25 protein-coding genes and 1 CRISPR repeat array are annotated in these 25422 nt (G+C 34.8%); all 25 genes read left to right on the forward strand.

Going from position 1 to position 25422, the window contains the following annotated elements; translation table 11 throughout:
* Positions 1-347 precede the first annotated feature (347 nt).
* Entirely contained in the window at positions 348-4355 is a 4008-nt protein-coding gene (cas9, locus tag T529_RS0106920) for a type II CRISPR RNA-guided endonuclease Cas9 (protein WP_033162887.1), read from the forward strand.
* The gene (cas1, locus tag T529_RS0106925) at positions 4352-5224 is read left to right on the forward strand and encodes a type II CRISPR-associated endonuclease Cas1 (protein WP_033162888.1); all 873 of its coding nucleotides are present in this window, start codon (positions 4352-4354) and stop codon (positions 5222-5224) included. The genes cas9 and cas1 overlap by 4 nt, the downstream gene beginning before the upstream one ends.
* A 4-nt stretch (positions 5225-5228) precedes the next feature.
* A complete protein-coding gene (gene cas2, locus T529_RS0106930) occupies positions 5229-5534 on the forward strand; it encodes a CRISPR-associated endonuclease Cas2 (protein WP_033162889.1) in 306 nt (101 codons plus the stop codon).
* The gene (gene csn2, locus T529_RS0106935; protein WP_033162890.1) at positions 5531-6211 is read left to right on the forward strand and encodes a type II-A CRISPR-associated protein Csn2; all 681 of its coding nucleotides are present in this window, start codon (positions 5531-5533) and stop codon (positions 6209-6211) included. The genes cas2 and csn2 overlap by 4 nt, the downstream gene beginning before the upstream one ends.
* A 66-nt stretch (positions 6212-6277) precedes the next feature.
* Positions 6278-7568: direct repeats of the CRISPR family, unit length 36 nt; unit sequence GTTTTAGAGTTGTGTTATTTTGGACTGAACTAAAAC.
* A 141-nt stretch (positions 7569-7709) separates the two neighbouring features.
* Entirely contained in the window at positions 7710-8024 is a 315-nt protein-coding gene (locus T529_RS0106940) for a nucleotide pyrophosphohydrolase (protein WP_033162891.1), read from the forward strand.
* Positions 8021-9889, forward strand: coding sequence for a DUF2075 domain-containing protein (locus T529_RS0106945; protein WP_033162892.1), 1869 nt, complete (start codon positions 8021-8023; stop codon positions 9887-9889). Before T529_RS0106940 ends, T529_RS0106945 begins: the two co-directional genes overlap by 4 nt.
* Before the next feature lie 408 nt (positions 9890-10297).
* The gene (gene hcp, locus T529_RS0106950; protein ID WP_033162893.1) at positions 10298-11929 is read left to right on the forward strand and encodes a hydroxylamine reductase; all 1632 of its coding nucleotides are present in this window, start codon (positions 10298-10300) and stop codon (positions 11927-11929) included.
* Between the two features lie 132 nt (positions 11930-12061).
* Positions 12062-12826 (forward strand): alpha/beta fold hydrolase, encoded by a 765-nt coding sequence (locus tag T529_RS0106955; RefSeq protein WP_033162894.1) that lies wholly within the window; start codon positions 12062-12064, stop codon positions 12824-12826.
* 770 nt (positions 12827-13596) lie between these two features.
* The gene (locus T529_RS13615) at positions 13597-13731 is read left to right on the forward strand and encodes a hypothetical protein (RefSeq protein WP_274518636.1); all 135 of its coding nucleotides are present in this window, start codon (positions 13597-13599) and stop codon (positions 13729-13731) included.
* A gap of 252 nt (positions 13732-13983) precedes the next feature.
* Complete coding sequence (locus T529_RS0106965) at positions 13984-14730, forward strand: SGNH/GDSL hydrolase family protein (RefSeq protein ID WP_051646901.1); 747 nt, start codon at positions 13984-13986, stop codon at positions 14728-14730.
* A 77-nt stretch (positions 14731-14807) separates the two neighbouring features.
* Positions 14808-15074 (forward strand): hypothetical protein, encoded by a 267-nt coding sequence (locus T529_RS0106970; RefSeq protein ID WP_033162896.1) that lies wholly within the window; start codon positions 14808-14810, stop codon positions 15072-15074.
* A 339-nt stretch (positions 15075-15413) separates the two neighbouring features.
* Positions 15414-16403 carry a PTS sugar transporter subunit IIB gene (locus T529_RS0106975; protein WP_033162897.1) on the forward strand — a complete coding sequence of 330 codons (990 nt, stop codon included), beginning with the start codon at positions 15414-15416 and terminating at the stop codon, positions 16401-16403.
* A 19-nt stretch (positions 16404-16422) separates the two neighbouring features.
* The gene (locus tag T529_RS0106980; protein WP_033162898.1) at positions 16423-17241 is read left to right on the forward strand and encodes a PTS mannose/fructose/sorbose transporter subunit IIC; all 819 of its coding nucleotides are present in this window, start codon (positions 16423-16425) and stop codon (positions 17239-17241) included.
* Between the two features lie 17 nt (positions 17242-17258).
* Complete coding sequence (locus T529_RS0106985; protein WP_033162899.1) at positions 17259-18176, forward strand: PTS system mannose/fructose/sorbose family transporter subunit IID; 918 nt, start codon at positions 17259-17261, stop codon at positions 18174-18176.
* A 15-nt stretch (positions 18177-18191) separates the two neighbouring features.
* Positions 18192-18578: a DUF956 family protein gene (locus T529_RS0106990; RefSeq protein ID WP_033162900.1), complete on the forward strand. Its 387-nt coding sequence runs from the start codon at positions 18192-18194 to the stop codon at positions 18576-18578.
* Between the two features lie 63 nt (positions 18579-18641).
* Positions 18642-19235 (forward strand): uracil-DNA glycosylase family protein, encoded by a 594-nt coding sequence (locus T529_RS0106995; protein WP_033162901.1) that lies wholly within the window; start codon positions 18642-18644, stop codon positions 19233-19235.
* Positions 19236-19725: 490 nt separating this feature from the next.
* A complete protein-coding gene (locus T529_RS0107000) occupies positions 19726-20295 on the forward strand; it encodes a nitroreductase family protein (RefSeq protein WP_033162902.1) in 570 nt (189 codons plus the stop codon).
* Between the two features lie 68 nt (positions 20296-20363).
* Positions 20364-21212 carry a DUF2971 domain-containing protein gene (locus tag T529_RS0107005; RefSeq protein ID WP_033162903.1) on the forward strand — a complete coding sequence of 283 codons (849 nt, stop codon included), beginning with the start codon at positions 20364-20366 and terminating at the stop codon, positions 21210-21212.
* Positions 21213-21225: 13 nt separating this feature from the next.
* Complete coding sequence (locus tag T529_RS0107010; protein ID WP_033162904.1) at positions 21226-21765, forward strand: NUDIX hydrolase; 540 nt, start codon at positions 21226-21228, stop codon at positions 21763-21765.
* 108 nt (positions 21766-21873) lie between these two features.
* A complete protein-coding gene (locus T529_RS0107015) occupies positions 21874-22725 on the forward strand; it encodes a hypothetical protein (RefSeq protein WP_033162905.1) in 852 nt (283 codons plus the stop codon).
* A 108-nt stretch (positions 22726-22833) separates the two neighbouring features.
* Complete coding sequence (locus tag T529_RS0107020; protein WP_033162906.1) at positions 22834-23154, forward strand: PTS sugar transporter subunit IIB; 321 nt, start codon at positions 22834-22836, stop codon at positions 23152-23154.
* A gap of 62 nt (positions 23155-23216) precedes the next feature.
* Positions 23217-23573, forward strand: a complete 357-nt coding sequence (locus T529_RS0107025; RefSeq protein ID WP_162172997.1) for a tetratricopeptide repeat protein — start codon at positions 23217-23219, stop codon at positions 23571-23573.
* Between the two features lie 88 nt (positions 23574-23661).
* The gene (locus tag T529_RS0107030) at positions 23662-24063 is read left to right on the forward strand and encodes a hypothetical protein (RefSeq protein WP_033162908.1); all 402 of its coding nucleotides are present in this window, start codon (positions 23662-23664) and stop codon (positions 24061-24063) included.
* A 78-nt stretch (positions 24064-24141) separates the two neighbouring features.
* Positions 24142-25068, forward strand: coding sequence for a serine O-acetyltransferase EpsC (epsC, locus tag T529_RS0107035; RefSeq protein WP_033162909.1), 927 nt, complete (start codon positions 24142-24144; stop codon positions 25066-25068).
* 127 nt (positions 25069-25195) lie between these two features.
* The coding region (locus T529_RS13355) for a helix-turn-helix domain-containing protein (protein ID WP_033161655.1) at positions 25196-25422 on the forward strand (227 nt) is incomplete at its 3' end.

A 25422-nucleotide genomic window follows, 5' to 3' on the forward strand; every position in this document is an offset into this window, starting at 1 on the left:
ATTATCTTAATCGTATAATGACTAATTTCTTATCTAAAAGAGACATATTTGTATTAATTATCAATAATCTTTCATACAAGTATATAAAACGCTTTCATGGCTACATTTATATGTGATATACTTTCATAGTAAGGTCTTTCGAACAATATGTTCATTTTACAAAGTCATATTTTAAGACATTTAAAAAGGTTGCCGAAGCAACCTTAGTAAAGTCATCTAAATGACACCAGCAAAGCTGGCATTTAAGCATAAGCTTTATTTTAACTCGTTGTGTTATTTTGGACTGAACAAAACATATTGTTTTGAACAATTAAAGAATAATCTAAAATAGGGAGGTTGTCAAGGTCATGGCTAAAAATAAGGATATAAGATATAGTATAGGACTAGATATAGGGACGAATTCTGTAGGCTGGGCAGTTATGGATGAACACTATGAACTGTTGAAAAAGGGAAATCACCATATGTGGGGATCAAGATTATTTGATGCAGCAGAACCAGCAGCAACAAGACGTGCAAGTCGTTCAATAAGAAGACGATACAATAAGAGACGAGAAAGAATAAGATTGCTTAGAGACTTACTTGGCGATATGGTTATGGAGGTTGATCCAACGTTCTTTATTCGTTTATTGAATGTATCATTCTTAGATGAAGAAGATAAGCAGAAGAATCTAGGTAATGATTATAAAGATAACTATAATCTTTTTATCGAAAAGGATTTTAATGATAAGACATATTATGATAAGTACCCAACAATCTATCATTTGAGAAAAGAGTTATGTGAGAATAAAGAGAAAGCTGATCCTCGCTTAATATACTTAGCTTTACATCATATTGTGAAATATCGTGGAAATTTCTTGTATGAAGGTCAAAGCTTTACAATGGACAATAGCGATATTGAAGAAAGACTGAATAGTGCTATTGAAAAATTTATGTCCATTAATGAATTTGATAATCGTATCGTTGAGAGTGATATCAATTCAATGATTGCAGTATTATCTAAGATTTATCAAAGATCCAAGAAAGCAGACGATCTACTTAAAATAATGAATCCTACTAAAGAAGAAAAAGCTGCGTATAAAGAATTTACTAAAGCATTAGTAGGCTTAAAATTCAACATATCTAAAATGATTCTTGCTCAAGAAGTGAAAAAAGGTGATACAGATATTGTACTAGAGTTCTCTAATGCAAATTATGATAGTACAATAGATGAATTGCAGTCAGAATTAGGCGAGTATATTGAATTTATAGAAATGCTTCATAATATTTATAGTTGGGTTGAATTACAAGCAATCCTTGGCGCAACGCATACAGATAATCCATCTATTTCAGCTGCAATGGTTGAAAGATATGAAGAACACAAGAAAGACTTGAGAGTTTTAAAGAAGGTAATACGTGAGGAATTACCTGATAAATATAATGAAGTATTTAGAAAAGATAACCGTAAACTTCATAACTATTTAGGCTATATCAAATATCCTAAAGATACACCTGTAGAAGAATTCTATAAATATATTAAAGGACTATTGGCTAAAGTAGATACTGATGAGGCAAGAGAAATTCTAGAACGTATTGATCTAGAAAAATTCATGTTAAAACAGAACTCAAGAACAAATGGATCAATTCCATATCAAATGCAGAAAGATGAAATGATTCAAATTATTGATAATCAGTCTGTTTATTATCCACAATTAAAAGAAAATAGAGATAAATTAATCTCCATTCTTGAATTTAGAATCCCATATTATTTTGGTCCATTAAATGCACATTCAGAATTTGCTTGGATCAAGAAATTCGAGGATAAACAAAAAGAAAGAATACTGCCATGGAATTATGACCAAATTGTAGATATTGACGCAACTGCAGAAGGCTTTATAGAACGTATGAAGAATACGGGAACATACTTTCCTGATGAACCTGTTATGGCAAAGAACTCTCTTACTGTAAGTAAGTTTGAGGTATTAAATGAACTTAATAAGATTCGTATTAATGGTAAGCTTATAGCAGTAGAGACAAAAAAGGAATTATTGTCAGACCTATTTATGAAAAACAAGACAATTACTGATAAAAAACTGAAGGATTGGCTTGTAACACATCAGTACTATGATATAAATGAAGAATTGAAAATAGAAGGCTATCAAAAAGATTTACAATTCTCTACATCTTTAGCTCCATGGATTGATTTTACAAAGATATTTGGTGAGATTAATGCATCAAATTATCAATTAATTGAAAAGATCATTTATGATATTTCTATTTTTGAAGATAAGAAAATACTTAAAAGAAGACTCAAGAAGGTCTATCAACTTGATGACTTATTAGTTGATAAAATCTTGAAATTAAACTATACAGGATGGTCTAGATTGTCAGAAAAACTCTTAACTGGTATGACTGCGGATAATGAGTTTGGATCTAAAGCAACAGTTTTATTTGTTTTGGAGAATTCTAACAAGAATTTAATGGAAATCATAAACGATGAAAAGCTTGGTTATAAGCAAATCATTGAAGAGAGTAATATGCAAGATATTGAAGGACCTTTCAAATATGATGAGGTGAAAAAGCTTGCAGGCTCACCAGCAATTAAGAGAGGAATATGGCAAGCACTACTTGTGGTTCGGGAAATCACTAAATTCATGAAACATGAACCAAGTCATATCTATATTGAATTTGCGAGAGAGGAGCAAGAAAAGGTAAGAAAAGAATCAAAAATAGCTAAGTTACAGAAAATTTATGAAAACTTGAATTTACAAACTAAAGAAGATCAGCAAGTCTATGAATCCTTGAAAAAAGAAGATGCGAAGAAAAGAATGGAGACAGATGCACTTTATCTATATTACTTACAGATGGGAAAGAGTATGTACTCAGGTAAACCTCTTGACATTGATAAACTTAGTACATATCAGATTGATCACATTCTTCCACAATCTCTAATAAAGGATGATAGCTTTGATAATAGAGTTCTTGTCTTACCGGAGGAAAATCAATGGAAACTTGATAGCGAAACAGTCCCATTTGAAATAAGAAATAAAATGATTGGATTCTGGCAAATGCTTCATGAAAATGGTCTTATGTCTAACAAGAAGTTCTTTTCACTTATTCGAACAGATTTTAGCGACAAAGACAAAGAACGCTTTATCAATAGACAATTGGTTGAAACAAGACAAATCATCAAGAATGTTGCAGTCATTATTAATGATCATTATACGAATACAAATATTGTGACAGTAAGAGCAGAATTATCTCACCAATTTAGAGAAAGATATAAAATCTATAAGAATCGTGATATTAATGATTTTCATCATGCGCATGATGCATATATTGCATGTATAGTTGGTCAATTCATGCATCAAAACTTCGAACATCTTGATGCAAAAATCATTTATGGTCAGTACAAAAAGAACTATAAGAAAGATGTAAAACATCATAATAACTATGGCTTCATTCTTAATAGCATGAATCATCTACAATCTGATATTGATACAGGTGAAGTGATGTGGGATCCTGCTAAAATTGGTAAGATCAAATCTTGTTTCTATTATAAAGATGTTTATGTAACAAAGAAATTGGAACAAAATTCTGGTACATTGTTCAATGTAACGGTATTACCAAATGATGCTCATTCAGAAAAAGGAATTACTGCAGCAACGGTACCTCTAAATAAATATCGTGCGGATGTTCATAAATATGGCGGCTTCGGAAATGTACAATCTATTATCGTCGCAATAGAAGGAAAAAAGAAAAAGGGCAAGAAGCTAATAGATGTAAGGAAGCTTACAAGTATTCCATTGCATTTAAAGAATGCCCCAGTTGAAGAACAACTTTCATATATTGCTTCGCCAGAACATGAAGATCTGATAGATGTAAGAATTGTTAAGGAAATACTCAAAAATCAGCTAATAGAAATTGATGGTGGTCTTTACTACGTTACATCTCCTACAGAATACGTAACTGCAAGACAATTATCACTCAATGAACAAAGCTGTAAATTAATTAGTGAAATCTATGCAGCAATGTTAAAAAAGCGTTATGAGTATTTAGATGAAGAAGAAATTTTTGATTTGTACCTTCAACTATTACAAAAGATGGATACGTTATATCCGGCTTATAAAGGAATCGCGAAGAGATTCTTTGATAGAGCTGAGGACTTTAAGAATATTGATGTTGTTGAGAAATGTGATGTTATAAAGCAGATTTTAATTATTATGCATGCAGGTCCTATGAATGGAAATATAATGTATGATGATTTTAAGTTTACTAATCGTATTGGGAGGTTTACACATAAAAATATTGACCTCAATAAAACAACCTTTATTTCCACTTCTGTTACAGGTTTATTCTCTAAAAAATATAAGTTATGAGCTGGCGTATAGTAGTTATTGATCATAAGGCAAAACTCTCGTATAAGAATGGGTATTTAATTGTAAGAAATGAAGAAATAAAAAAGATTCATTTATCTGAGATTAATACAATTATTATCAATTCTACTGCAACCGTTATTACTTCCTACTTAGTAAATGAATTACTAAGTAGGAAGATAAAGGTTGTATTCTGTGATGAAAAGCGTAATCCAGCAGGTGAAATTGTATCGTACTATGGTTGTCATAACTCATCCAAACGCATTCAAGAACAGTTATCTTGGGATAAAGAATATTCTACCCTAATCTGGACAAGAATAATAAAAGAGAAAATCTATAATCAAGCTAAGCTTCTTGAAATTGAAGACAAAGATAAAGCAGATATGCTTTATTCGTATTGTGATAATGTTAAGTTTAATGACGAAACAAATAGAGAAGGACATTCTGCTAAAGTTTATTTCAATAGTTTGTTTGGCCTTCAATTTACCAGAGATGCAAAGATAGATGTTAATGCAGCATTGGATTATGGATATTCAATAATTCTTTCGCAATTTAATAGAGAGGTTGTTGCCCAGGGATGTTTAACACAGTTAGGTATTAAACATAGAAATGAATTCAATCCATTTAATTTATCATCGGATTTAATGGAACCATTTCGTCCATTAGTTGATCGAATAGTATATGAAAATATGAATGAGGTGTTTGATGGGACTATGAAGCTAAAGCTTATTGATGTATTAAATCATCGTGTTCATATTAGTAATAGTAACCAATATGTATCTAATGCCATTAGTTTATATGTTAAGAGTGTTGTTAAGGCTTTAAAGGATAAAGATGTTGATGAAATAGAATTTTTTGATTATGAGTTATAGATATATGAGAATGATATTGTTTTTTGACTTGCCTATGCAGACTTATTTAGATAGGAAAGAATATACTTTGTTTAGAAAGTTCTTAATAAATGATGGTTTTATAATGATGCAAGAAAGTGTTTATTGTAAGTTAGCACTCAATAATTCAATAGTTAAAGCAGAAAGAACAAGATTAGAAGCACACAAGCCACCCGATGGTGATGTAGAGTTATTAGTTATTACAGAAAAACAGTTCTCGCAAATAGACTACATTGTAGGTAAAAAGAAAGCTGAAACTGAAGATAGTGAAAATAGGTTAATAGTGTTATGAAACTAAACATTATGGGGCTTGATGAAAGTATTGAGTTTAATGACTATTCTAATACTGTACTCATTATTAAAGAGCCAAAATTCTATTCACATGTTTTGAAAACAATATCAACAATAATCAAAGATAAAAATAAAACCAATGAAATAGTATTATTAGATGACAAAGATAAAAACATATTACCTAAATCATTATTCATACTCAATCCATTTGAATTAGACCTAAATTCAAAGCCTTTATTAAAAGCTATCTATACAGACATACAGTCAAAGATTATTGATGATGGAGATTTAGATATTGAATTCAAAGAACATATCCAATTTCTTAATCAAATCATAGAAAATAGTTTAGAAGACTATAATCTTGATTTCGACTATGATCAAGAACTTCTTGTTGAGAACTATCTGAAAGCTATTGGATTAAAGGTTGTAAAGGATATGGATGAACCATTATATAATACATTCATAAATTATCTTGAATTAATCTCTGAATTACTTCCTGATTCAGTATTAATCATAGCTAATTGTCTAGAATACTTTGAACATGATCAAATAGTAGAAATCTGTAAATATAAAAATTACAAGCATCTAAATCTCTTATTCATCGAATCTTATTTAAGTAACTTTGATGAAGCAACTAAATATATTATTGATGAAGATCTGTTTCAAGTGATAGAATAAATACGAATCAGTTCATGATAACTAGCTTGTCGTTGGGCGAAAAAACTCTAAATACATCAATTTGAGGTTTTAGAGTTGTGTTATTTTGGACTGAACTAAAACTTTTTTCCTCTTTTAATTAATAAATTCTAAGTTTTAGAGTTGTGTTATTTTGGACTGAACTAAAACATGTCCATGTGATCCATCGCTTTCAAGACTGTTTTAGAGTTGTGTTATTTTGGACTGAACTAAAACTATTCTAATTGCGATATTTTGTGTTTTTGCGTTTTAGAGTTGTGTTATTTTGGACTGAACTAAAACAGGTGGAAATGTTGCGGGTGCGGTTGGATTGTTTTAGAGTTGTGTTATTTTGGACTGAACTAAAACTATTGACACATTAGCAAATGAAGTTATCAAGTTTTAGAGTTGTGTTATTTTGGACTGAACTAAAACATGGCAGCGTCAAGAGAAGATGACTCAAGAGTTTTAGAGTTGTGTTATTTTGGACTGAACTAAAACAATCGATTCTTGCAAAAGAATACGGTCTAAGTTTTAGAGTTGTGTTATTTTGGACTGAACTAAAACATCAACGAAACAGCACTCAATTAAAAGTGCGTTTTAGAGTTGTGTTATTTTGGACTGAACTAAAACAGATGTAATTTTTTATGACTGGCAAGACAAGTTTTAGAGTTGTGTTATTTTGGACTGAACTAAAACTATCAGAGGTGTCGTGGTTCATGAAAGAGCGTTTTAGAGTTGTGTTATTTTGGACTGAACTAAAACTCAACACGCTGAATAGGAAGCTGATGGAAAGTTTTAGAGTTGTGTTATTTTGGACTGAACTAAAACGCAGACATTTCTTGCAGAACCACCAACTGAGTTTTAGAGTTGTGTTATTTTGGGCTGAACTAAAACTATGCCTACATTGGGAGAGATTGTTGACTAGTTTTAGAGTTGTGTTATTTTGGACTGAACTAAAACTGACTTCTAACAAATGAAGTAGTATTGTATGTTTTAGAGTTGTGTTATTTTGGACTGAACTAAAACCATTGGACATAGCAACCGTTCTTATTCCATTGTTTTAGAGTTGTGTTATTTTGGACTGAACTAAAACAGAGCGGAATATACAAAAGCGAAAGGCAGAGTTTTAGAGTTGTGTTATTTTGGACTGAACTAAAACATCTATTACTAACAATGACGCAAGCTTATAGTTTTAGAGTTGTGTTATTTTGGATTGAACTAAAACGAGGTAACACCTGACGAAACTCGTATTTACGTTTTAGAGTTGTGTTATTTTGGACTGAACTAAAACTCCATAAGTTCCATTGATGACAATCTTCAAGTTTTAGAGTTGTGTTATTTTGGACTGAACTAAACCGTAACCTTACTATTATGTCTTATATAATGTTTTATAAAGTGTAATTATAATTGTAAGTATAATGATGATGGGAATGAAGAAAGTGACTCTTCATTCTCTTTCTTATGTTATACTTAGAATGGCTTTTTGGAGGGAAATGTAATGGATGAAATACAAGCATTAGTAAATAAATTTGTGAGTTATAGAGACTGGGATCAGTATCACCAGCCAGAGAAGCTTGCTATGTCTATATCTATAGAAGCAGCTGAACTGCTAGAACATTATCAATGGGGATATGATGGTGATGAACAGGGTGTTAAGGAAGAACTAGCTGATGTTCTTATTTATTGTTTTCAGATGTGTGACAAGATTGGTGTAAGAGCTGATGATATTATTAAGATGAAAATGAAGAAGAATGAAGAGAAGTATCCAGTAGAGAAAGCTAGAGGAGTAGCTACTAAGTACGATAAGTTATGATTATTTATAAAGAGAGTAAGAAACAGTTTGTTGCAGATGTTTTCAATGATTGTATTGAAGAGAAAATCAACAATATGATGATTGAAAAAATGCATCGACATACAGGAGAAGCGGAATATCGTTCATGGGCAAACAGTATGCAATATATGTACAAGGTGATGGATTCGGATAGCATTCCTGATGATGTTGATGTTGCAATAGAGTATCGTATTCCAAATTCAAATAAAAGAGTTGACTTCATTGTTGCTGGTGAAGGTGAAAATGGTGAAGAGAATGCTGTAGTAATTGAATTGAAGCAATGGCAAAGTGCCCAAAGGGTGACGGATAAGAATGGCCTTGTGAGAACTGCTTTAGGTGGCTCTTTAAGAGAAACAACGCATCCTTCATATCAGGCATGGTCATATGTTTCTATGATTCAGGATTACAATGAAGATGTAAGAAAATATCATATTGACTTAGAGCCATGTACTTATCTTCATAATTACGTAAGATCAGAAAATGATCCATTGCTTGATCGTATTTATTCTTACTATACAAGAAAAGCACCTGTCTTTATGAGAGGTGATGCATTAAAACTTAGAGAATATATTACGAAATATATAAAGAAAGCAAACAATAAAACACTTTATGAAATAGAATTTGGTCGCATTAAGCCATCAAAGTCTTTGCAAGATACGATGGTTAATCTATTAGCTGGTAAAGAAGAATTTAAGTTGATAGATGAACAGAAGGTTATCTTCGAACAAGTTTTATCTCTTGCAAAGCTCAATGATAATAAAAAACGAACAGTCATCATTCATGGTGGACCTGGCACAGGCAAATCTGTTTTAGCTATTAATTTGCTGGCGAAAACAATGGGTGAACTTGCAAGCAATAGTATGTATGTCACAAAGAATCAAGCACCCCGTAGTGTATATAGCGAAAAGCTACAAGAAGGTAATTATCGTAAAGCAACAATAGATAACTTATTCAAGGGTTCAGGTTCGTTTATTGACACTCCTGCTAATTTCTTTGATAGTTTGTTTATTGATGAAGCCCATCGATTAAATGCTAAGAGTGGTATGTTTTCTAATAAAGGTGAAAATCAGGTTAAAGAACTTATTAATGCTGCTAAGCTTTCTGTCTTTTTTGTTGATGATCACCAGCAAGTTACTTTAAAGGATATTGGCTCGACGGATGAAATTAAAAAATGGGCTCATTTCTATCATACAAGTGTTTATGAATATACACTTGCATCACAGTTTCGATGCAATGGTAGCGATGGTTATTTAAACTGGATTGATGATGTCTTGGAGGTACAGCCTACCGCAAATGATGTCTTTGATTTAGATTATGATGTTAGAGTTTATGATGATCCTAATGAGGTTTATCAAGAAGTTTTAAAGCACAATGATAATAATAAAGCAAGAATGCTTGCTGGATACTGCTGGAACTGGCTTAAAGATGGAAAAGCTGATAGTTCAGTGCATGATATAGAAATACCGGAATTTGATTTTGGGATGTCGTGGAATTTAGGCTCCACTTCTACATGGGCAATAGATAAAGATTCGGTAAATGAAGTAGGCTGTATTCATACATGCCAGGGATTGGAATTTGATTATGTCGGCGTTATTATTGGGGATGATATGCGCTATGAAAATGGACATATCATTACTGATTTTACAAAACGTGCTAAAACAGATAAATCATTATTTGGGATTAAGAAGCTTTATAAAGAACAACCAGAAGAAGCGTTAAAAAGAGCTGATCATATTATTAAGAATACTTATCGCACATTATTAACAAGGGGACAAAAAGGCTGTTTTATATATTGTACAGATAGCGCATTAGCAAATTATTTCAAAGCACGCCTTAGTTATAAATAAATTGGATATGCAAAAAGATAACTCCAGAACACAACTATACACTTGTGTTCTGGAGTTATCTTTTTTTGATTATTTGTTTGTCTTAGAAACACATCAAGACGTTCCTGCGTTTCATAAACCTTGTCAGCAGGTTTATGGTATTTCCTGATGATGATCTTGCATGTCCTACAATGATAGGTATGGGGTACGATAATCTGAATTTGACTGGTAAGTCTAACTAGATTTATTCTTGAGTCGTTATGATGGGATTAAGATGTTTCTTGGTGACAATAAGGACACTCCATAATGCTTATCCCCAATAAGATTACTATATCAAATTATGAGAATTTAAATATTAATATGTTGTTATTACAACATATTAATATAGTAGGAAATGATAAAGTAAGCCGTGTCGGAGGTTATAAAACAATGGAAAACAAAATGTTCTGTTATCAATGCCAGGAAACAGCACGTAATACTGGCTGTACTATTCAGGGTGTATGTGGCAAGAAGGCTACAACTGCAATCATGCAGGATTTATTAATTTATGTGACAAAGGGCTTATCTGCTGTTACTACACAGTTAAGAAAAGAAGGAAAGAAAGTTGATCAGGAAGTCAACCATCTTGTAACTGTCAACCTTTTCACAACAATCACAAATGCTAACTTTGATGATGATGTTATCAAAGGTAGAATCAAGAAGACTCTTGAAGTCAAGAAAGATTTATATGCACAAGTAGAAGACAAGGATGCACTTGTCAAGGCTGCTGGTGAAGAAATCACAGATTATGATACAAGAGCTAAAGAAGTTGGAGTTCTTGCAACTGAAAATGAAGATATCAGAAGCTTAAGAGAGCTTATTACCTATGGTCTTAAGGGCTTAGCTGCTTACAGCAAGCATGCCAATGCTTTATTAAAGGATAATGAAGAAGTTGATACATTCATTCAGGAAGCTCTTGCAAAGACTTTAGATGATTCATTAACTGTTGATGATTTAGTAGCTTTAACACTTGAAACAGGTAAGTATGGTGTTGATGGCATGGCTTTATTAGATGAAGCAAATACAAGTGCTTATGGTCATCCAGAAATCACTGAAGTTGATATTGGGGTAAGAAAGAATCCTGGTATCCTTGTTTCAGGTCATGACTTAAAGGACTTAGAAATGCTCCTTGAACAAACTCAAGGTACTGGTGTTGATGTTTATACACATTCAGAAATGCTTCCAGCACATTACTATCCATTCTTTAAGAAATATGAAAACTTTGCAGGTAACTATGGTAATGCCTGGTGGAAACAGACTGAAGAATTTGAAAGCTTCAATGGTCCAATTCTTATGACGACAAACTGTGTTGTTCCACCTCGTGCAAGCTATAAGGACCGTTTATGGACAACAGGTGCTGCTGGTGTAGATGGCTGCAAGCATATTGATGCTCCATATGGTGAAACAAAAGACTTCTCTGCTTTAATCGAGCAGGCTAAGAGCTGTGAAGCGCCTACAGAAATTGAGACAGGTAAGATTGTTGGTGGCTTTGCTCATAATCAGGTCTTTGCCTTGGCTGATCAGGTTGTTGAAGCTGTTAAGAGTGGGGCAATTAGAAAGTTTGTTGTTATGGCAGGCTGTGATGGCCGTCAGAAGAGCCGTAACTACTATACGGAATTTGCTTCAAAATTACCTCATGATACAGTTATCCTAACAGCAGGATGTGCTAAATATAAGTATAATAAATTAAACTTAGGTGATATCAACGGTATTCCTAGAGTTCTTGATGCAGGTCAGTGTAATGATTCTTATTCACTAGCTTTAATCGCCTTGAAGTTTAAAGAGATCTTTAACTTAGATGATATCAATGATTTACCAATTGCTTTCAATATTGCATGGTATGAACAGAAAGCTGTTATTGTTTTATTGGCATTGCTTTACCTTGGTGTCAAGAATATTCATTTAGGACCAACATTACCTGCCTTCCTTTCTCCAAATGTTGCTAATGTATTAGTTGAACAGTTTGGTATTGCTGGTATTGGTGATGTTGATGATGATCTAAAGCTTTTAGTTGAAGCATAGGATTTTTATAGATAACTTGTCAGTAGTGCTCAAAGCACTATTGATAGGTTATCTTTTTTCTATATGCTTCAAGACTTCCTCATTGCGTCAAAGAGAAAATTGTTTTAAGATGGCTAAAAAGAAGGTAAGAGTATGCAGAAATATTTTGATATTAATAAAGAAGGATTCAGTGTACGCTGCAAGCTTTATTATCACAAGGATCTTCATGATCTTAAGGATATTGTTGTGGCAACATATGGTTTTGGTGGCAACAAAGACAATAAGGCAATAGAGAAGTTTGCAATGCGTATTACAAGCAAATATAAACATTATGGTGTGATTTGCTTTGACTGGCCTGCCCATGGACAGGATGCAAGAAACAAGCTTGTTATCGATGAATGCATGACATATCTTAGACTTGTCAATACATACATAGAAGAAGAAATGGGCATTACTAGTCTTTATCACTATGCGTCAAGCTTTGGGGCCTATGTGCTTTTAAGAATGCTTCATGAAGAAGGAGGCTGTTATAAGAAGATAGCTCTAAGATGTCCTGCTATCAAGATGTATGATTCTTTGACTCAGGATATCGACGAAAGTGAATGGTCAAAGTTAGCTAAAGGCAAGGATGTTATCCGTGGCTATGATCGCAAGATCAAGCTTGATCAGGCATTCTTTGATGATTTAAAGAGTCATGATATCAGTCAGTATGATTATCTTGAGTATGCGGATGATATATTGATGATTCATGGCACAAAGGATACCATGGTTCCAATTGCTGTGACCCGTGCTTTTTCAGAAAACAATGTCATCGAGCTTTTGGAAGTAGAGAATGCTGACCATCCTTTCTCCAATCCCAAATACATGGATGAAGCTATTGATGCCATCATTCATTTCTTTAGCCCGACATCCCATTAAAAAAGTGATCCTAGAATTTTTTTCATGGTAAGTAGACATGGCAAGAATTCAGTCTTTGTCAGGATGACTACAGGCAGTTAATGCCAGGCTAGCGATTGCTTATGTGTACGCACAGAAGCTTGATCAGGCTAAATGATGAATAAGGTTGCTTGTCAAACCGAAGTCCGAAAGGTATACGTAAAAAAGACAGTAAGTCAAGAGGCTGCGAGGGAAAAAGAATGAGTGAATGCTCACCGGGAGAACTTGCAGGCAGTCAATCCCAGTATACTTTAAAATCAGTGATGGTAACATAAGTGCGGTCCAAGGTGTCGGCTGAGGTTGTAGTATATGTTTCACTAGCACAAAAGAGATTAATGGCTATAAGATCACATTGCTTTATCATGATGCAAGCATAGAGGATATCCTGACATATGATGATTTCATCACTAAATCAACACTTGCCAAAGAAAAGGTACATAGTGATTATGAGATAAATGAATATCCTCATTCAAAAGATGTATGGTGATTTATTCAGCTAATGAACGTCTGACAAGAAGGATGAAAGATAACTGTTATTATCAATGATATTTATTGTTGAATGATTATCTTTTGTTTAATCCACGCTTTGATGCCACGAAGTCATTCAGCTATTTTGAAGGCTATACAAACTTTAACTCCGTCACTATTGTTGATGAAGATTTTATGCTGAAAAAACAGAAACTTTTTGTCAGATTCTTGATGACCTCACAACAACTTCACGTTTTGGCTTATCGCTTATTGAAAGTGAAGGTATGGTATTAAAGGTACTTGAGCTGAGCGGGGATGAGAATCGTCGTGTGATGGAAACGCTCATTCGTACTTATCGCAAGAGTCTGAATTTAACGCCACTAAGTTTACATAAGGGTCCTCATTCCATGAATATCTAGGAGAAGTCCTGTTTGAGGACTTTTTCTTTATGTGAATATTTTGTGAAATATGTAAAAAACTATCTTAAATAGGTCATATTTTAGATTTATTCACAAAAAGTTCACAAAACTTTTTAAACTGTTACTTGCATGCTTACAAAACATCATTTATTAAACAAATAAGTATTTGATTTTTCTTCTTTCCCCTTTTAGAATATACTCGTTTTTGATATTAGTGTCTCGTTTGCATATCAGCTTATAGGAGAAAATGCCATGAATCCATCAACAATTGTTAAGTTAGCCATCATTCCTCTTCTTGCCTTCTCATCTACCAATTCTGTACCTCAGTTTGTCAAAGCCTCAACATCAATTGCCACAGAAGTCAAAGCTATCAATACGAAAACAGAAATCAATGCCTGGGGTGATTCAATGACTGAGGGCGTCAATGGTGATGGTGTTAGCTATCCATCAGTTCTTGCAAAACTGACTGGGATGAAAACAAATAACTATGGTGTTGGTGGAGAAACGAGTGAGGAAATCATGAATCGTTCACTAAAAAAAGGGGACCAGTCCAATGATATCCTGATTATTGAGATGGGCGATAATGGCGGCTGGGATAAGGATATTGATACCCTTATTAATCAATATAAGACAATAATTGCTAATGCCAATACGGATCGCTATATCATCATTAGTTCTACAGATGATCCAAATGATTCTGATCAGATATGGGGCTATACGGATGAAGCAATTGGTTTAGAGGATACATGGTATGAAGAAGCACTTGAAGAAGCTTTTGGTGAACACTTATTGAAGGGCAGACAATATCTTATTAAGCGCGGTCTAGCTATCAATGGCATCCCATTTGATGAAGAAGATATTGAACGTGCTCATCAGGGACTTATTTCTGAAAAATTACGACATGTAGAAAAAGATAATACACATTTAAATAGCTTAGGGTATACAGCCCAGGCCTATGGTGTTTATGAACTAGGGCAAAAGCTAGGATATTGGAAATAATGATTTAAAACGAGCTAAGCTCGTTTTTTATTGCTTCAATGGAATTTCTTCAATAAAATAAAGAAAAGGAGAGGATTATGGAAAAGATTAATCGTTATGTGCAGCTTGTCATATCTATTGTGCTGATTGCCTTTGGATTATTTGGTTTATTTACTATTATTAATGGCAATATCAGACAGTTTGGAATTGGCATCATGTTTATTCTTGTAGGCTTAGATTTCAATCCCTATGTAATTGATTATATGAATAAGAAGTTAGCTGACAGTATTACCATTCCTAAACGCATGATTTTTGCGATATGGGTCATTGTCATGTATATGTTTTTACTAACATTGGGAAAGTAGAGTTCTTGGGAACTCTTTTTTAATGGGATATTGTTAAAATTGAGATATTGCGGTAAAAAAATATAGAATAAATAATATAATATGCTTTAAATATAAAAATTGTGTTAAAAAAGAATAACCGTTTACAATTCTTGGTTAATATAAAAAATGATGATAAATGCATGATAAAACGTTAAATAAGTATGCTGTCTATTATTAATATTTTGTAAAAAGGACAAATGTTATTTCAAAATTATTGAATACGTACTATAATATAAGTGCGTGAATTCATGTGCAATGATTTTGAAAGCTTCTGACGAGAATGCTTTCAATAAAACTTATTGGGAGGAAATACTAATTATGGTAGGAATTATCATAGCCAGCCATGGTGAGTTCGCTAAAGGAATTTACCAGTCTGGTAAGATGATTTTTGGTGAACAAGCTAATGTTGCTCCTGTTACCCTAATGCCAAGTGAAGGCCCTGAAGACATTAAAAAGAAAATGCTTGATGCAATTGCTTCTTTTGATGACGACAAGGAAATTATCTTCATGTGTGATTTGTGGAGTGGTACACCATTTAACCAGGCTTCAAGCTTATTAAATGGTCATGAAGATCATTGGGCAATCATGACAGGTCTTAACTTGCCAATGCTTCTTGAAGCATACGCAGCTCGTTTTTCTAGCGAATCTTCACACGAAATCGTCGCTAAAGTTGCCGGCGTAGCAAAAGACGGCGTTAAAGTTTTACCTGAAACAATCAAGATTGAAGGCGAAGAAAAGAAGGCAGAACCTGCTGATTCTATGCCTAAAGGTGCTATTCCTGAAGGAACAGTTATTGGTGATGGTAAGATCAAATACGTTTTAGCACGTATTGATACACGTCTTTTACATGGTCAGGTTGCTACAACTTGGACGAAGACTACTAATCCAAACAGAATTATCGCAGTCAGCGATAATGTAGCTCATGATGCATTAAGAAAACAGATGATTGAACAGGCAGCTCCACCAGGAGTTAAAGCTAACGTTACTACAATCGATAAGATGATTAAGGTCGACAAGGATCCTCGTTTTGGTAATACAAGAGCAATGTTATTATTCGAAACACCTCAGGATGCTTTAAGAGCAATCGAAGGTGGCGTTTCAATCAAGGAATTGAACTTAGGTTCAATGGCTCATAGTGAAGGCAAGGTTGTATGTACTAAAGCCGTATCTATGGGTAAGGATGATGTAGAAACATTTGAAAAACTTCAGAAGTTAGGGGTTAAGATTGTTGTCAAGAAAGTCCCTGCAGATTCTGAAGAGAATTTTGATGAAATCATGAAAAAAGCTAAAGAAGGCTTAGGCTTATAATATTGGGAGGAAAAAGTCAATGTCAGCTATTTCTATCGTGCTGGTTATTGTCGTAGCATTCTTCGCTGGTATGGAAGGTATTCTTGATGAATGGCAGTTCCATCAGCCTCTAGTTGCTTGTACATTAATCGGTTTAGTTACTGGCCATCCAACAGAAGGAATCATGCTTGGTGGTTCTTTACAGATGATGGCTCTTGGCTGGGCAAACGTTGGTGCAGCCGTAGCACCAGATGCTGCTTTAGCATCAGTTGCCTCAGCAATTATCATGGTATTAGGTTTACAAGGTGGTACTACTGATGCTACTAAAGCTATCAATACATCTATCGCTGTAGCCGTTCCACTTTCTGTTGCCGGATTATTCTTAACTATGCTTTGTCGTACAATCGCTATTCCTATGGTTCATTTCATGGATAAAGCTGCTGAAGATGCAAACTTCAAAGTTGTTGAATTCTGGCAGATTGCTGCAATTTGCTTACAGGGTGTTCGTATCGCAATCCCTGCTGCTGCACTTTGCGTTATTCCTGCTAAGGCCGTTACAAGTGCATTAAATGCTATGCCTGCCTGGTTATCAGGTGGTATGGCTGTTGGTGGTGGCATGGTTGCCGCTGTCGGTTATGCAATGGTTATTAATATGATGGCTACTAAGGAAGTATGGCCATTCTTCGCTATTGGTTTCGTATTAGCTGCTATCAAAGAGTTAACATTAATTGCTTTAGGTGTTATTGGTGTATCTCTTGCCTTAATCTATCTTGGACTTAAGGAATCTGCTAAGAACTCAGGTGGAGGCAATGGTGGATCAGGCGATCCTCTTGGCGACATCTTGAATGACTATGAATAATGAGGGAGGAAAGACAAATGGCAGACAAAATTCAGTTAACTAAACATGACCGTTTCTCTGTTGCTTGGCGTCATCAGTTCCTTCAGGGTTCATGGAACTATGAAAGAATGCAGAATGGTGGTTGGTGCTATTCAATCATCCCAGCAATCAAGAGATTATATCCTAAAAAAGAAGATCAGGTTGCCGCTTTAAAGAGACACCTTGAATTCTATAATACACATCCATATGTATCAGCACCAGTTATGGGTGTTACATTAGCCCTTGAAGAAGAAAGAGCTAATGGTGCTCCAATCGATGACACTGCAATCAACGGTGTTAAGGTTGGTATGATGGGTCCACTTGCTGGTGTTGGTGACCCAGTATTCTGGTTCACTGCCCGTCCTATCTTAGGTGCCTTAGGTGCATCTATGGCATTAAGTGGATCAATTGTTGGTCCTATCTTATTCTTCGTACTATGGAATATTATTCGTTTTGCATTCTTATGGTACACTCAGGAATTTGGTTACAAAGTTGGTACAGAAATCACTAAGGACTTATCTGGTGGTTTACTTGGAAAGATCACTTCAGGTGCATCAATCCTTGGTATGTTCATCATTGGTGCCTTAGTACAACGCTGGGTTTCAATCTCATTTACACCAGTTGTATCAAAAGTTACACAGCAGCCTGGTGCTTACATTGATTGGGCAAAAATACCATCAGGTACAGCAGGTATCAAGCAGGCACTTTCTCAGTATGCAAGTCTTGGTGCTACAGGTCTTGACAAAGTTAAGGTTACAACATTACAGGGTAACTTAGACCAGTTAATTCCTGGCTTAGCAGCATTATTATTAACATTATTATGCTGTAAGTTATTAAAGAACAAAGTATCTCCAATCGTTATTATCTTAGCATTATTCGCTGTAGGTATTATCGGTAGAGTACTTGGCTTCATGTAATAGAAAGGAGTATCTATGGCACAATCACAGAATACGAAAGTCGATTATGTGGTGAAGGCAAGCAGTTTTCTTGGCTTGAATTCTGTTGGTAAGATTATGATTGGTGATAAAGCCTTTGAATATTATAATGACCGTAATGTTGAAGACTATATCCAGATTCCTTGGGAAGAAATAGACTATATTTCAGCCGGGGTATTATTTAATAAATGGATTGATCGCTTTGTCATTTTTACAAAGAGAAATGGCCACTATTCATTCTCTGCTCGCAAAAATAAAGAACTCTTACGAGCTATGAGAAAGTATGTAAGTGAAGACCGCATGTTTAAATCACTCAGCTTTTTTCAGGTGATTGTTCGAGGTCTCAAAGGTTTATTACATATTGGAAAGAAAGCAGCTGATTAAATTCAGCTGTTTTTTTTGTTATAACAATATTGAATATGATAAAATAGTTCTGGAGTTGATTATATGAATTTAGGAGAAATCATTACAGAAGTAAAGAATGATCCGCGTAATGCACAATATACAGAAAAAGGCATTCCGCCCATTCTCCAAGTGAACAAGGAAGCCAAGATCTTAATCATTGGTCAGGCACCAGGCAGAAAGGTGGAAGAAAGCCTCATCCCTTTCAATGACCAATCAGGCATCACTTTGATGGAATGGCTAGGCATTGATCGAGAAACATTCTATTCCAAGCAGATAGGCATTCTACCAATGGATTTCTATTATCCAGGAAAAGGCAAGACAGGGGACTTGCCACCACGTCCTTTCATGAGCGAATACCATGTTCAGATTCGTGAACTGATGGATCAGGTACAACTAGTCGTTCTTGTAGGCAGTTATGCGATTAAGCATTATTTAGGCAAGAAGGCCAAAAAGAATCTCACTGAGACAGTCAGAAGCTATGAAGACTATTTACCAGACTATTTTCCCATTGTCCATCCTAGTCCGCTTAACTTCCGTTGGCAGAAGATGAACCCATGGTTTAAAGAAGATGTTGTGCCTGTCCTTCAAGAACATGTACATCGTATATTAAAAGATCAAGAGCTACATAATGAGTAGGTAGAGAACGAGAAAGCTAAAAAAGGATTATCAAACATACACAATCGTCTTCTACTCTCAATATATTTGATGTTTTAGAATCAAATGATATAAAACAAATAGTTTAGAAGACCTGGAACAGATGCGTTAATAGAAAAAATTGATTAAGCTTATATAGCAACAAATTCTATATGAAAAAAGTCATAGCAGAATAAAGACTCTTCCTGATCATTGCTCTATTGTTGAGGAATTAGAAAATCTTAGTGGTGTAGATGTTTAAGATTTTACGTATTTTCAAAAATATCATCAATATGCATAATTAGACATTTAAACAGCTCTTTCATGACTTTATAAGATTAAAAGAAGAAGTGACGCATATCTAAGTACTATTTGTCTTTGAGAAATCTTGTCATAGGATTATTTAGGATATGGAATTTAAATTTGTAAGCATTATTGTTGCATGGATAAATGTTCTATGTTTTAATGGAATCAAGAAAGAGGTGTAACAAATATGATTACAGATGTGTTAAAGAAAAGAAGAACAATTTATGCTTTATCTAAGAATATTGATTTAAAACAGGAAGAAGTAGAAGCAATCGTTAAAGATACTGTTGAACTTGTCCCTGATGCATTTAATATGAGATCACAAAGAGTCGTTTTAGCAACAGGTGCTAAACAGGATGAACTCTGGGATAAGATCTATGATGCTTTTGAAGGCAAAGTCGCAAGAGAAAAAATTGATGGCTTCAAGGCTGCTTATGGTACAGTCCTTTATTTCATCGATGAGAATGTTGTTAAGGGATTACAGGATGCCTTCCCATTATATGCTGCTAACTTTCCAGTCTGGGCACAGCAGTCCAATGGTATGCTTCAGTTCACATTATGGAATCGTTTCACTGAAGCTGGCTTAGGTGCAAATATCCAGCATTACAATCCAGTGATTGATGATGCTGTAAGAACATTATTCGATTTACCAGAAAACTGGACACTTGTTGCCCAGATGCCATTTGGTAAGATTGAAGCTGAAGCTGGCGAAAAACAAGGTGAAGACGTTAATGAACGTGTGATCATCGCAAAATAATCAATCAAGAATGGGAGTTTATCCCATTCTTTTTTTGTCCTATAATAAGTTTAGAAGAGGTGAGAGAAATGCATGATTTGATGAAATTTAAAGGTATTGATCATGATGAAGTATTATATCATTATACAAGCTGTAAAAGTGTACAGGGTATCTTGAAAAGCGGAATCTTCTTTGCCACAAAGAGCAGTTTTCTTAATGACACCAATGAACTTGCCTATATTCTTGAACTTGTAGAAATGGTCATTAGTGAAGTTGAGAACGCTGAGTATCGCCATCTTTTAAGACTCTCCATTATCGAGACAATGGAAGAATTCACACAAAGAAATATCTATGTTCTTTCCTTCTCTACAGATCCTGATTCCTTAACATTGTGGGCAGAGTTTGGGGATAAAACTGGCTATAATATGGCCTTTGATGGCAAGAAGCTACTTGACGCAATTAAAGAAAATCATCCTATCACACTCCATGGACATATTATCTATGACAAGGCTTATCAGCTTAAGATCTTAAGAAACTTACTTTTTGTGAAAATACCTGATGAACTCAATATTACCTTCAAGGATATTATTGAGGAAGAAATCAAATCACAGAATACGGAAGCTTTTCAAGAACTAACAACACGATTTCAACAAGATATAAGCCGTTTAGCCATCTTCTTTAAACAGAATGAGTTTAAGAGTGAACAGGAATATCGTATCGCCTTTGAAAATCCATCAAAGCAATCATTATCTTTTCGTGAGAAAGATGGATTCCTGTTGCCCTATATCCAGATATATGTAGGTAAGTTGCCGCTGCTTTCAATCACTGTAGCACCCAAGAATCATGTCGATTTAGCACCAGCGGGCATGAGAGCCTATTTAGAATATCTTGGTTATGATACAACCGTCTATTTCTCTCAGCTTAAGTTACGTTATTGATAAGGAGTAAAATATGGAATATTTTGATGAATATGATGAAAATGGTCATAGCTTAAAGAGAAAAGTGACAAGAGAAGAAGCACATAGACTTGGCTTATGGCACAAAACAGTCCATATCTGGCTGCTTTGTCAAAACGAAGTGCTGATCCAGCAACGTTCATTTCAAAAAGATAGCTATCCAGGCTATTATGATATCTCATCTGCCGGTCATCTGTCAGCTGGTGATACATTACTTCAAGGTGCTTTAAGAGAAGTAGAGGAAGAACTTGGGTTAAAGCTAACAAGTAGCGACTTCATTCCATTAGGGGTTTATAGAATACATTATGATAAAAGCTTTCATGATGCTCTTTTTAAAGACCGTGAATTTGCCCATGTCTATGTTGTTGAACTTAAGACAGAACCACAAATCACCATCCAGCAAGAAGAACTAGAAAAAGCTTTCTGGATATCACTAGAAGAGCTTGATCGTGAAATCTTTAGTTCCTCGAAATACTGTATCAATCAACATGATTATGAGCTGTTGGTGAAATATCTTAAAACAAGAAAGGAATAAGGAATTCATCGGGAAAGGCTTAGGAAGTTGCAATGACTCTTAGGGACAACTATAATATATGTGTACGCTTTCGTACACGAAGGATTTATGTTTTGAGGGAGAGGTAATATGGAATTTATTGAAGAACTTGATCAGGCGATTGAGTTAGAAAAGAATGCCTATGAATTAAGGGCAATGCGTAAGATTATGGAGGAAGAAATAGAACGGCTAAATCATACAAAATATGATTTACCTGAAGCTCCAGAAAATAAAACGGTTGCACCTCAACCACCGGTTAAGCCGGATATGACAATGCATACATTTATGACAAAGAAGATTGCGCTTCTTATAGCATTAATTGTGGCTTTGGTTGTTGTCGTTGTCTTTCACAAGAGTTTGCCAACAATTGTCTATTTTGGCTTAGTCATTCTTATTGTTTTAGGCTTAGTTGTCTTTTTAAAACTCAAAAAAATTGAACAACAGGAAATGATCGAAAAGCATGCATCTCAAGAACAATATCATACCCAAGATACAAAATATCAGCATGAACTAGAAATCTATCACCAAAAGATGAAACGCTATGAAGAAGAGATGGAGCATTATGAAAGAGAATGCGAAGTCATTAAGAATAGAAATAATGGTATTGATCTTGTCATTAAAGAAACAGAAAATAAGCTGAAAAGACTCAATCGCTTTGAAGAAAACAAAGCGCTTGAAGACTACTATTCTCGCCATGACATTCCTAGTCAATATCGCAATTTATCCAGTCTTATTTTCTTAAGGGGCTTTAGGGACCCTGAATCAGCATTCCATCAATTAGATGAATTGCATCTAAGTGACCAGCTTGAAGAGAATGTTGATAAGGTGAGTAAGCTAGGTATTTATGTCAGTCGCATGAATACAGAAATAGAAAAGGGCAAACATACCTTTGAAGATTTCTATCTGAAGATGGAAAAAAGCTTCGGCAAAAAGAATGTGTAATATTTTGAGAATTTTCTTATATGTCTTAACAAGCAAGCCTTTGATGAACTATAATTAATGTATAGAAAACGCTTACCTTAATATAGGTAAAAGTGAGGAGGTTTGTATATGATCAACATTATGTTAACATGTTCAGCGGGTATGTCGACAAGTTTACTTGTCCTACATATGCAGGACGAAGCTAAGAAAAGAGGTTTGGAAGCCAATATCTGGGCAGTTTCTGAAACAACAGTAAGAAAAGAATATGCTGAAAAACAGATTGACTGCATCCTCGTTGGACCACAGGTACGTTATTTAATGAATCAGGTTAAGACACAGACAGAGAATAGTATTCCTGTTGAATTAATTGATATGCGTACTTATGGTATGATGGATGGCAAGAAAGCTTTAGATCAGGCTTTAAAAGCTATTGAAAACTGGAAGAAATAATTGAGAAAGGCAATAGTGGGGCATTTGTCCCACTTTTTAAAAAGATGAATATCAAGGAATTAATGAAGAAGGTAGAAGCAGGCGATTTAGAAAGCTATGTCAGTCTTGCTGAGTGTTACTGGAATGGTGATGGTGTGAAAAAAAGCAAGACGAAGGCTAAAGAACTTTTAGATGAAGGAGCACAAAAGGGAAGCGGGGAATGTGCCTATCGTCTTGGCATGCTTTATGAAAAAGGCTTGACTGTTGAGCAGAACTATGAAACAGCCCGCAGCTATTTCATGCTGGCTGCTAGAAATCATCATCCTGCAGGCACATATAAGCTTGCTTATTACTATCAATATGGCTATGGCATTTACAAGGATCAAGAAGAGGCAAAGAAGTATTATCAGCAAGCCAAAGCACTTGGCTATCAAGAGTAAGCTATCATGTTGCTTGCTCTTTTTCTTTTTAGGAAGTATTTGCATACAAGTACAATGCGTGGTAATATAGTGCCTCGAGGTGATTAAGGTGTTCAATGAATCATTAGTAGAGTCCCTTGTTGGGCAGATCGATTCAATGGATCAGCTCAATCCAGAACTTATTGAGAAATACTATATGCAGATTCGCAATGAAGCTGTAGCTGCCATCGATCGCAGTAAAACGCACTATCAGCAGGCAAAGAAAACCTATGAAGGCTATGAGCGTGATTATTTACATGTTATTGAAAAAAGTGCTTATATTCCTTTTACTGGCATAAAAACGACTCACAACGATCGACAATTTGAAGAAAATATCCGCCACTATAGACAATTAAAAGCCAGTGCCTATCGCAAGATGGAAAGAGCAAAGGAAGAGTATGATGAAAGCAAGAATAATCTCATCCTCCTAGAAACAATTGCCAAGAAACTCTTGCGAATGCAATATGAGTAGAGATGTGATTTCTTTATCGTCTGATTTGAATATCATACAACATTCTAGTATACTGTATGTAATGAAAAGAGGGATTTTATGGATAACAAAATCAGTGCTATTGTCAATGATATTCTCATTGATTATCAAGATGACCGAACAATCAACAAGGTGAATCTATTTGTTCAGCCAGATACAGCCATTGTAGAAGATATGCTTGCAAAGCTGATTAAGATTATCTTTCCAGGTTTCTTTAATGAACGTCGTTATCGTTTTTATAATTTATCAAGCCAGTTAACAGTGCTTATTGAAGATGTCTTCTATAATATGAATAAGCAGATTGCTTTAGCTTTAAAACAATTACCTGAAAATGAAGACAAGCCAGAATGTACGGAAGAAATTCTTGCCAGCCGTATTTGTGAGAAGTTCTTTGAAAGTATTCCTAAGATCAGAGCACTTATTGAAACAGATGTGCAGGCAAGCTTTGATGGTGATCCCGCTGCCTTCAATAAGAATGAGATTATTCTTTGCTATCCAGGGCTTTATGCCATTACGGTCAATCGTATTGCCCATGAACTCTATAAGCTCAATGTTCCTATTATTCCTAGAATCATGACAGAACATGCTCATAGCCAGACGGGTATTGATATTCACCCAGGCGCAACTATTGGTGAATATTTCTTTATTGATCATGGGACAGGTATTGTCATTGGTGAAACAACAACAATTGGTAAGAATGTCAAGATTTATCAGGGTGTAACCCTTGGGGCATTATCACTAAGAGGTGGCCAGAAACTCAAAAACAAGAAACGTCATCCAACGATTGAAGATGATGTCACAATCTATTCCGGAGCTTCTATTCTTGGCGGTGAAACGGTTATCGGCCAGGGCAGCACCATTGGCTCCAATGCCTTTATTACAAAGTCGGTTGCTCCACATACGAAAGTTTCAATCAAGAATCAGGAACTCAATATTAAAGGTGACCAGTTACCTGAAGATGATAAGAGCTGGTTCTATATTATTTAAGTCTGCTTATGCAGGCTTTTTTTGCATAGATAAATTATCATAACAAGTGCAACACATGAAAAGTTCATAGGAATTATCTATGCTACTATGTGAGTGACCAAAAAAAACATAGAATGGAGATAAGCCTATGAACTATAACCATATTAACATAAATGAGCGTTCCTGCATCTATCAATTTCTCACTCTGGGCATGAGTATACGCGGGATTGCAAAGGCACTTCATAGAAGTCCTTCCACCATTTCCCGAGAGATAAAAAGAAATTCATACCGTACCTGGAGCAATTTCAAGGAGCATGATAGATATATTCCTGTAAAAGCCCAGGAAAAATATGAAGAAAGAAGGACCAGATGCCA

The sequence above is a fragment of the Sharpea azabuensis DSM 18934 genome (assembly GCF_000702165.1).
In the GTDB taxonomy this organism is placed as follows: domain Bacteria; phylum Bacillota_I; class Bacilli_A; order Erysipelotrichales; family Coprobacillaceae; genus Sharpea; species Sharpea azabuensis.

Excerpts from the sequence above, each read along its gene's own strand:
- T529_RS0106970 (WP_033162896.1), top strand. The coding sequence starts at position 14,808 with ATGGAAAAGATTAATCGTTATGTGCAGCTTGTCATATCTATTGTGCTG.
- T529_RS0107010 (WP_033162904.1), top strand. The coding sequence starts at position 21,226 with ATGGAATATTTTGATGAATATGATGAAAATGGTCATAGCTTAAAGAGA.
- epsC (WP_033162909.1), top strand. The coding sequence starts at position 24,142 with ATGGATAACAAAATCAGTGCTATTGTCAATGATATTCTCATTGATTAT.
- T529_RS0106945 (WP_033162892.1), top strand. The coding sequence starts at position 8,021 with ATGATTATTTATAAAGAGAGTAAGAAACAGTTTGTTGCAGATGTTTTC.
- T529_RS0106985 (WP_033162899.1), top strand. The coding sequence starts at position 17,259 with ATGGCAGACAAAATTCAGTTAACTAAACATGACCGTTTCTCTGTTGCT.
- T529_RS0106990 (WP_033162900.1), top strand. The coding sequence starts at position 18,192 with ATGGCACAATCACAGAATACGAAAGTCGATTATGTGGTGAAGGCAAGC.
- T529_RS0106965 (WP_051646901.1), top strand. The coding sequence starts at position 13,984 with ATGAATCCATCAACAATTGTTAAGTTAGCCATCATTCCTCTTCTTGCC.
- T529_RS13615 (WP_274518636.1), top strand. The coding sequence starts at position 13,597 with ATGGTATTAAAGGTACTTGAGCTGAGCGGGGATGAGAATCGTCGTGTG.
- T529_RS0106995 (WP_033162901.1), top strand. The coding sequence starts at position 18,642 with ATGAATTTAGGAGAAATCATTACAGAAGTAAAGAATGATCCGCGTAAT.
- T529_RS0107000 (WP_033162902.1), top strand. The coding sequence starts at position 19,726 with ATGATTACAGATGTGTTAAAGAAAAGAAGAACAATTTATGCTTTATCT.
- T529_RS0107005 (WP_033162903.1), top strand. The coding sequence starts at position 20,364 with ATGCATGATTTGATGAAATTTAAAGGTATTGATCATGATGAAGTATTA.
- cas9 (WP_033162887.1), top strand. The coding sequence starts at position 348 with ATGGCTAAAAATAAGGATATAAGATATAGTATAGGACTAGATATAGGG.
- T529_RS0107025 (WP_162172997.1), top strand. The coding sequence starts at position 23,217 with ATGAAGAAGGTAGAAGCAGGCGATTTAGAAAGCTATGTCAGTCTTGCT.
- T529_RS0106955 (WP_033162894.1), top strand. The coding sequence starts at position 12,062 with ATGCAGAAATATTTTGATATTAATAAAGAAGGATTCAGTGTACGCTGC.
- T529_RS0106980 (WP_033162898.1), top strand. The coding sequence starts at position 16,423 with ATGTCAGCTATTTCTATCGTGCTGGTTATTGTCGTAGCATTCTTCGCT.
- hcp (WP_033162893.1), top strand. The coding sequence starts at position 10,298 with ATGGAAAACAAAATGTTCTGTTATCAATGCCAGGAAACAGCACGTAAT.
- T529_RS0106975 (WP_033162897.1), top strand. The coding sequence starts at position 15,414 with ATGGTAGGAATTATCATAGCCAGCCATGGTGAGTTCGCTAAAGGAATT.
- T529_RS0106940 (WP_033162891.1), top strand. The coding sequence starts at position 7,710 with ATGGATGAAATACAAGCATTAGTAAATAAATTTGTGAGTTATAGAGAC.
- csn2 (WP_033162890.1), top strand. The coding sequence starts at position 5,531 with ATGAAACTAAACATTATGGGGCTTGATGAAAGTATTGAGTTTAATGAC.
- cas1 (WP_033162888.1), top strand. The coding sequence starts at position 4,352 with ATGAGCTGGCGTATAGTAGTTATTGATCATAAGGCAAAACTCTCGTAT.
- cas2 (WP_033162889.1), top strand. The coding sequence starts at position 5,229 with ATGAGAATGATATTGTTTTTTGACTTGCCTATGCAGACTTATTTAGAT.
- T529_RS0107015 (WP_033162905.1), top strand. The coding sequence starts at position 21,874 with ATGGAATTTATTGAAGAACTTGATCAGGCGATTGAGTTAGAAAAGAAT.
- T529_RS0107020 (WP_033162906.1), top strand. The coding sequence starts at position 22,834 with ATGATCAACATTATGTTAACATGTTCAGCGGGTATGTCGACAAGTTTA.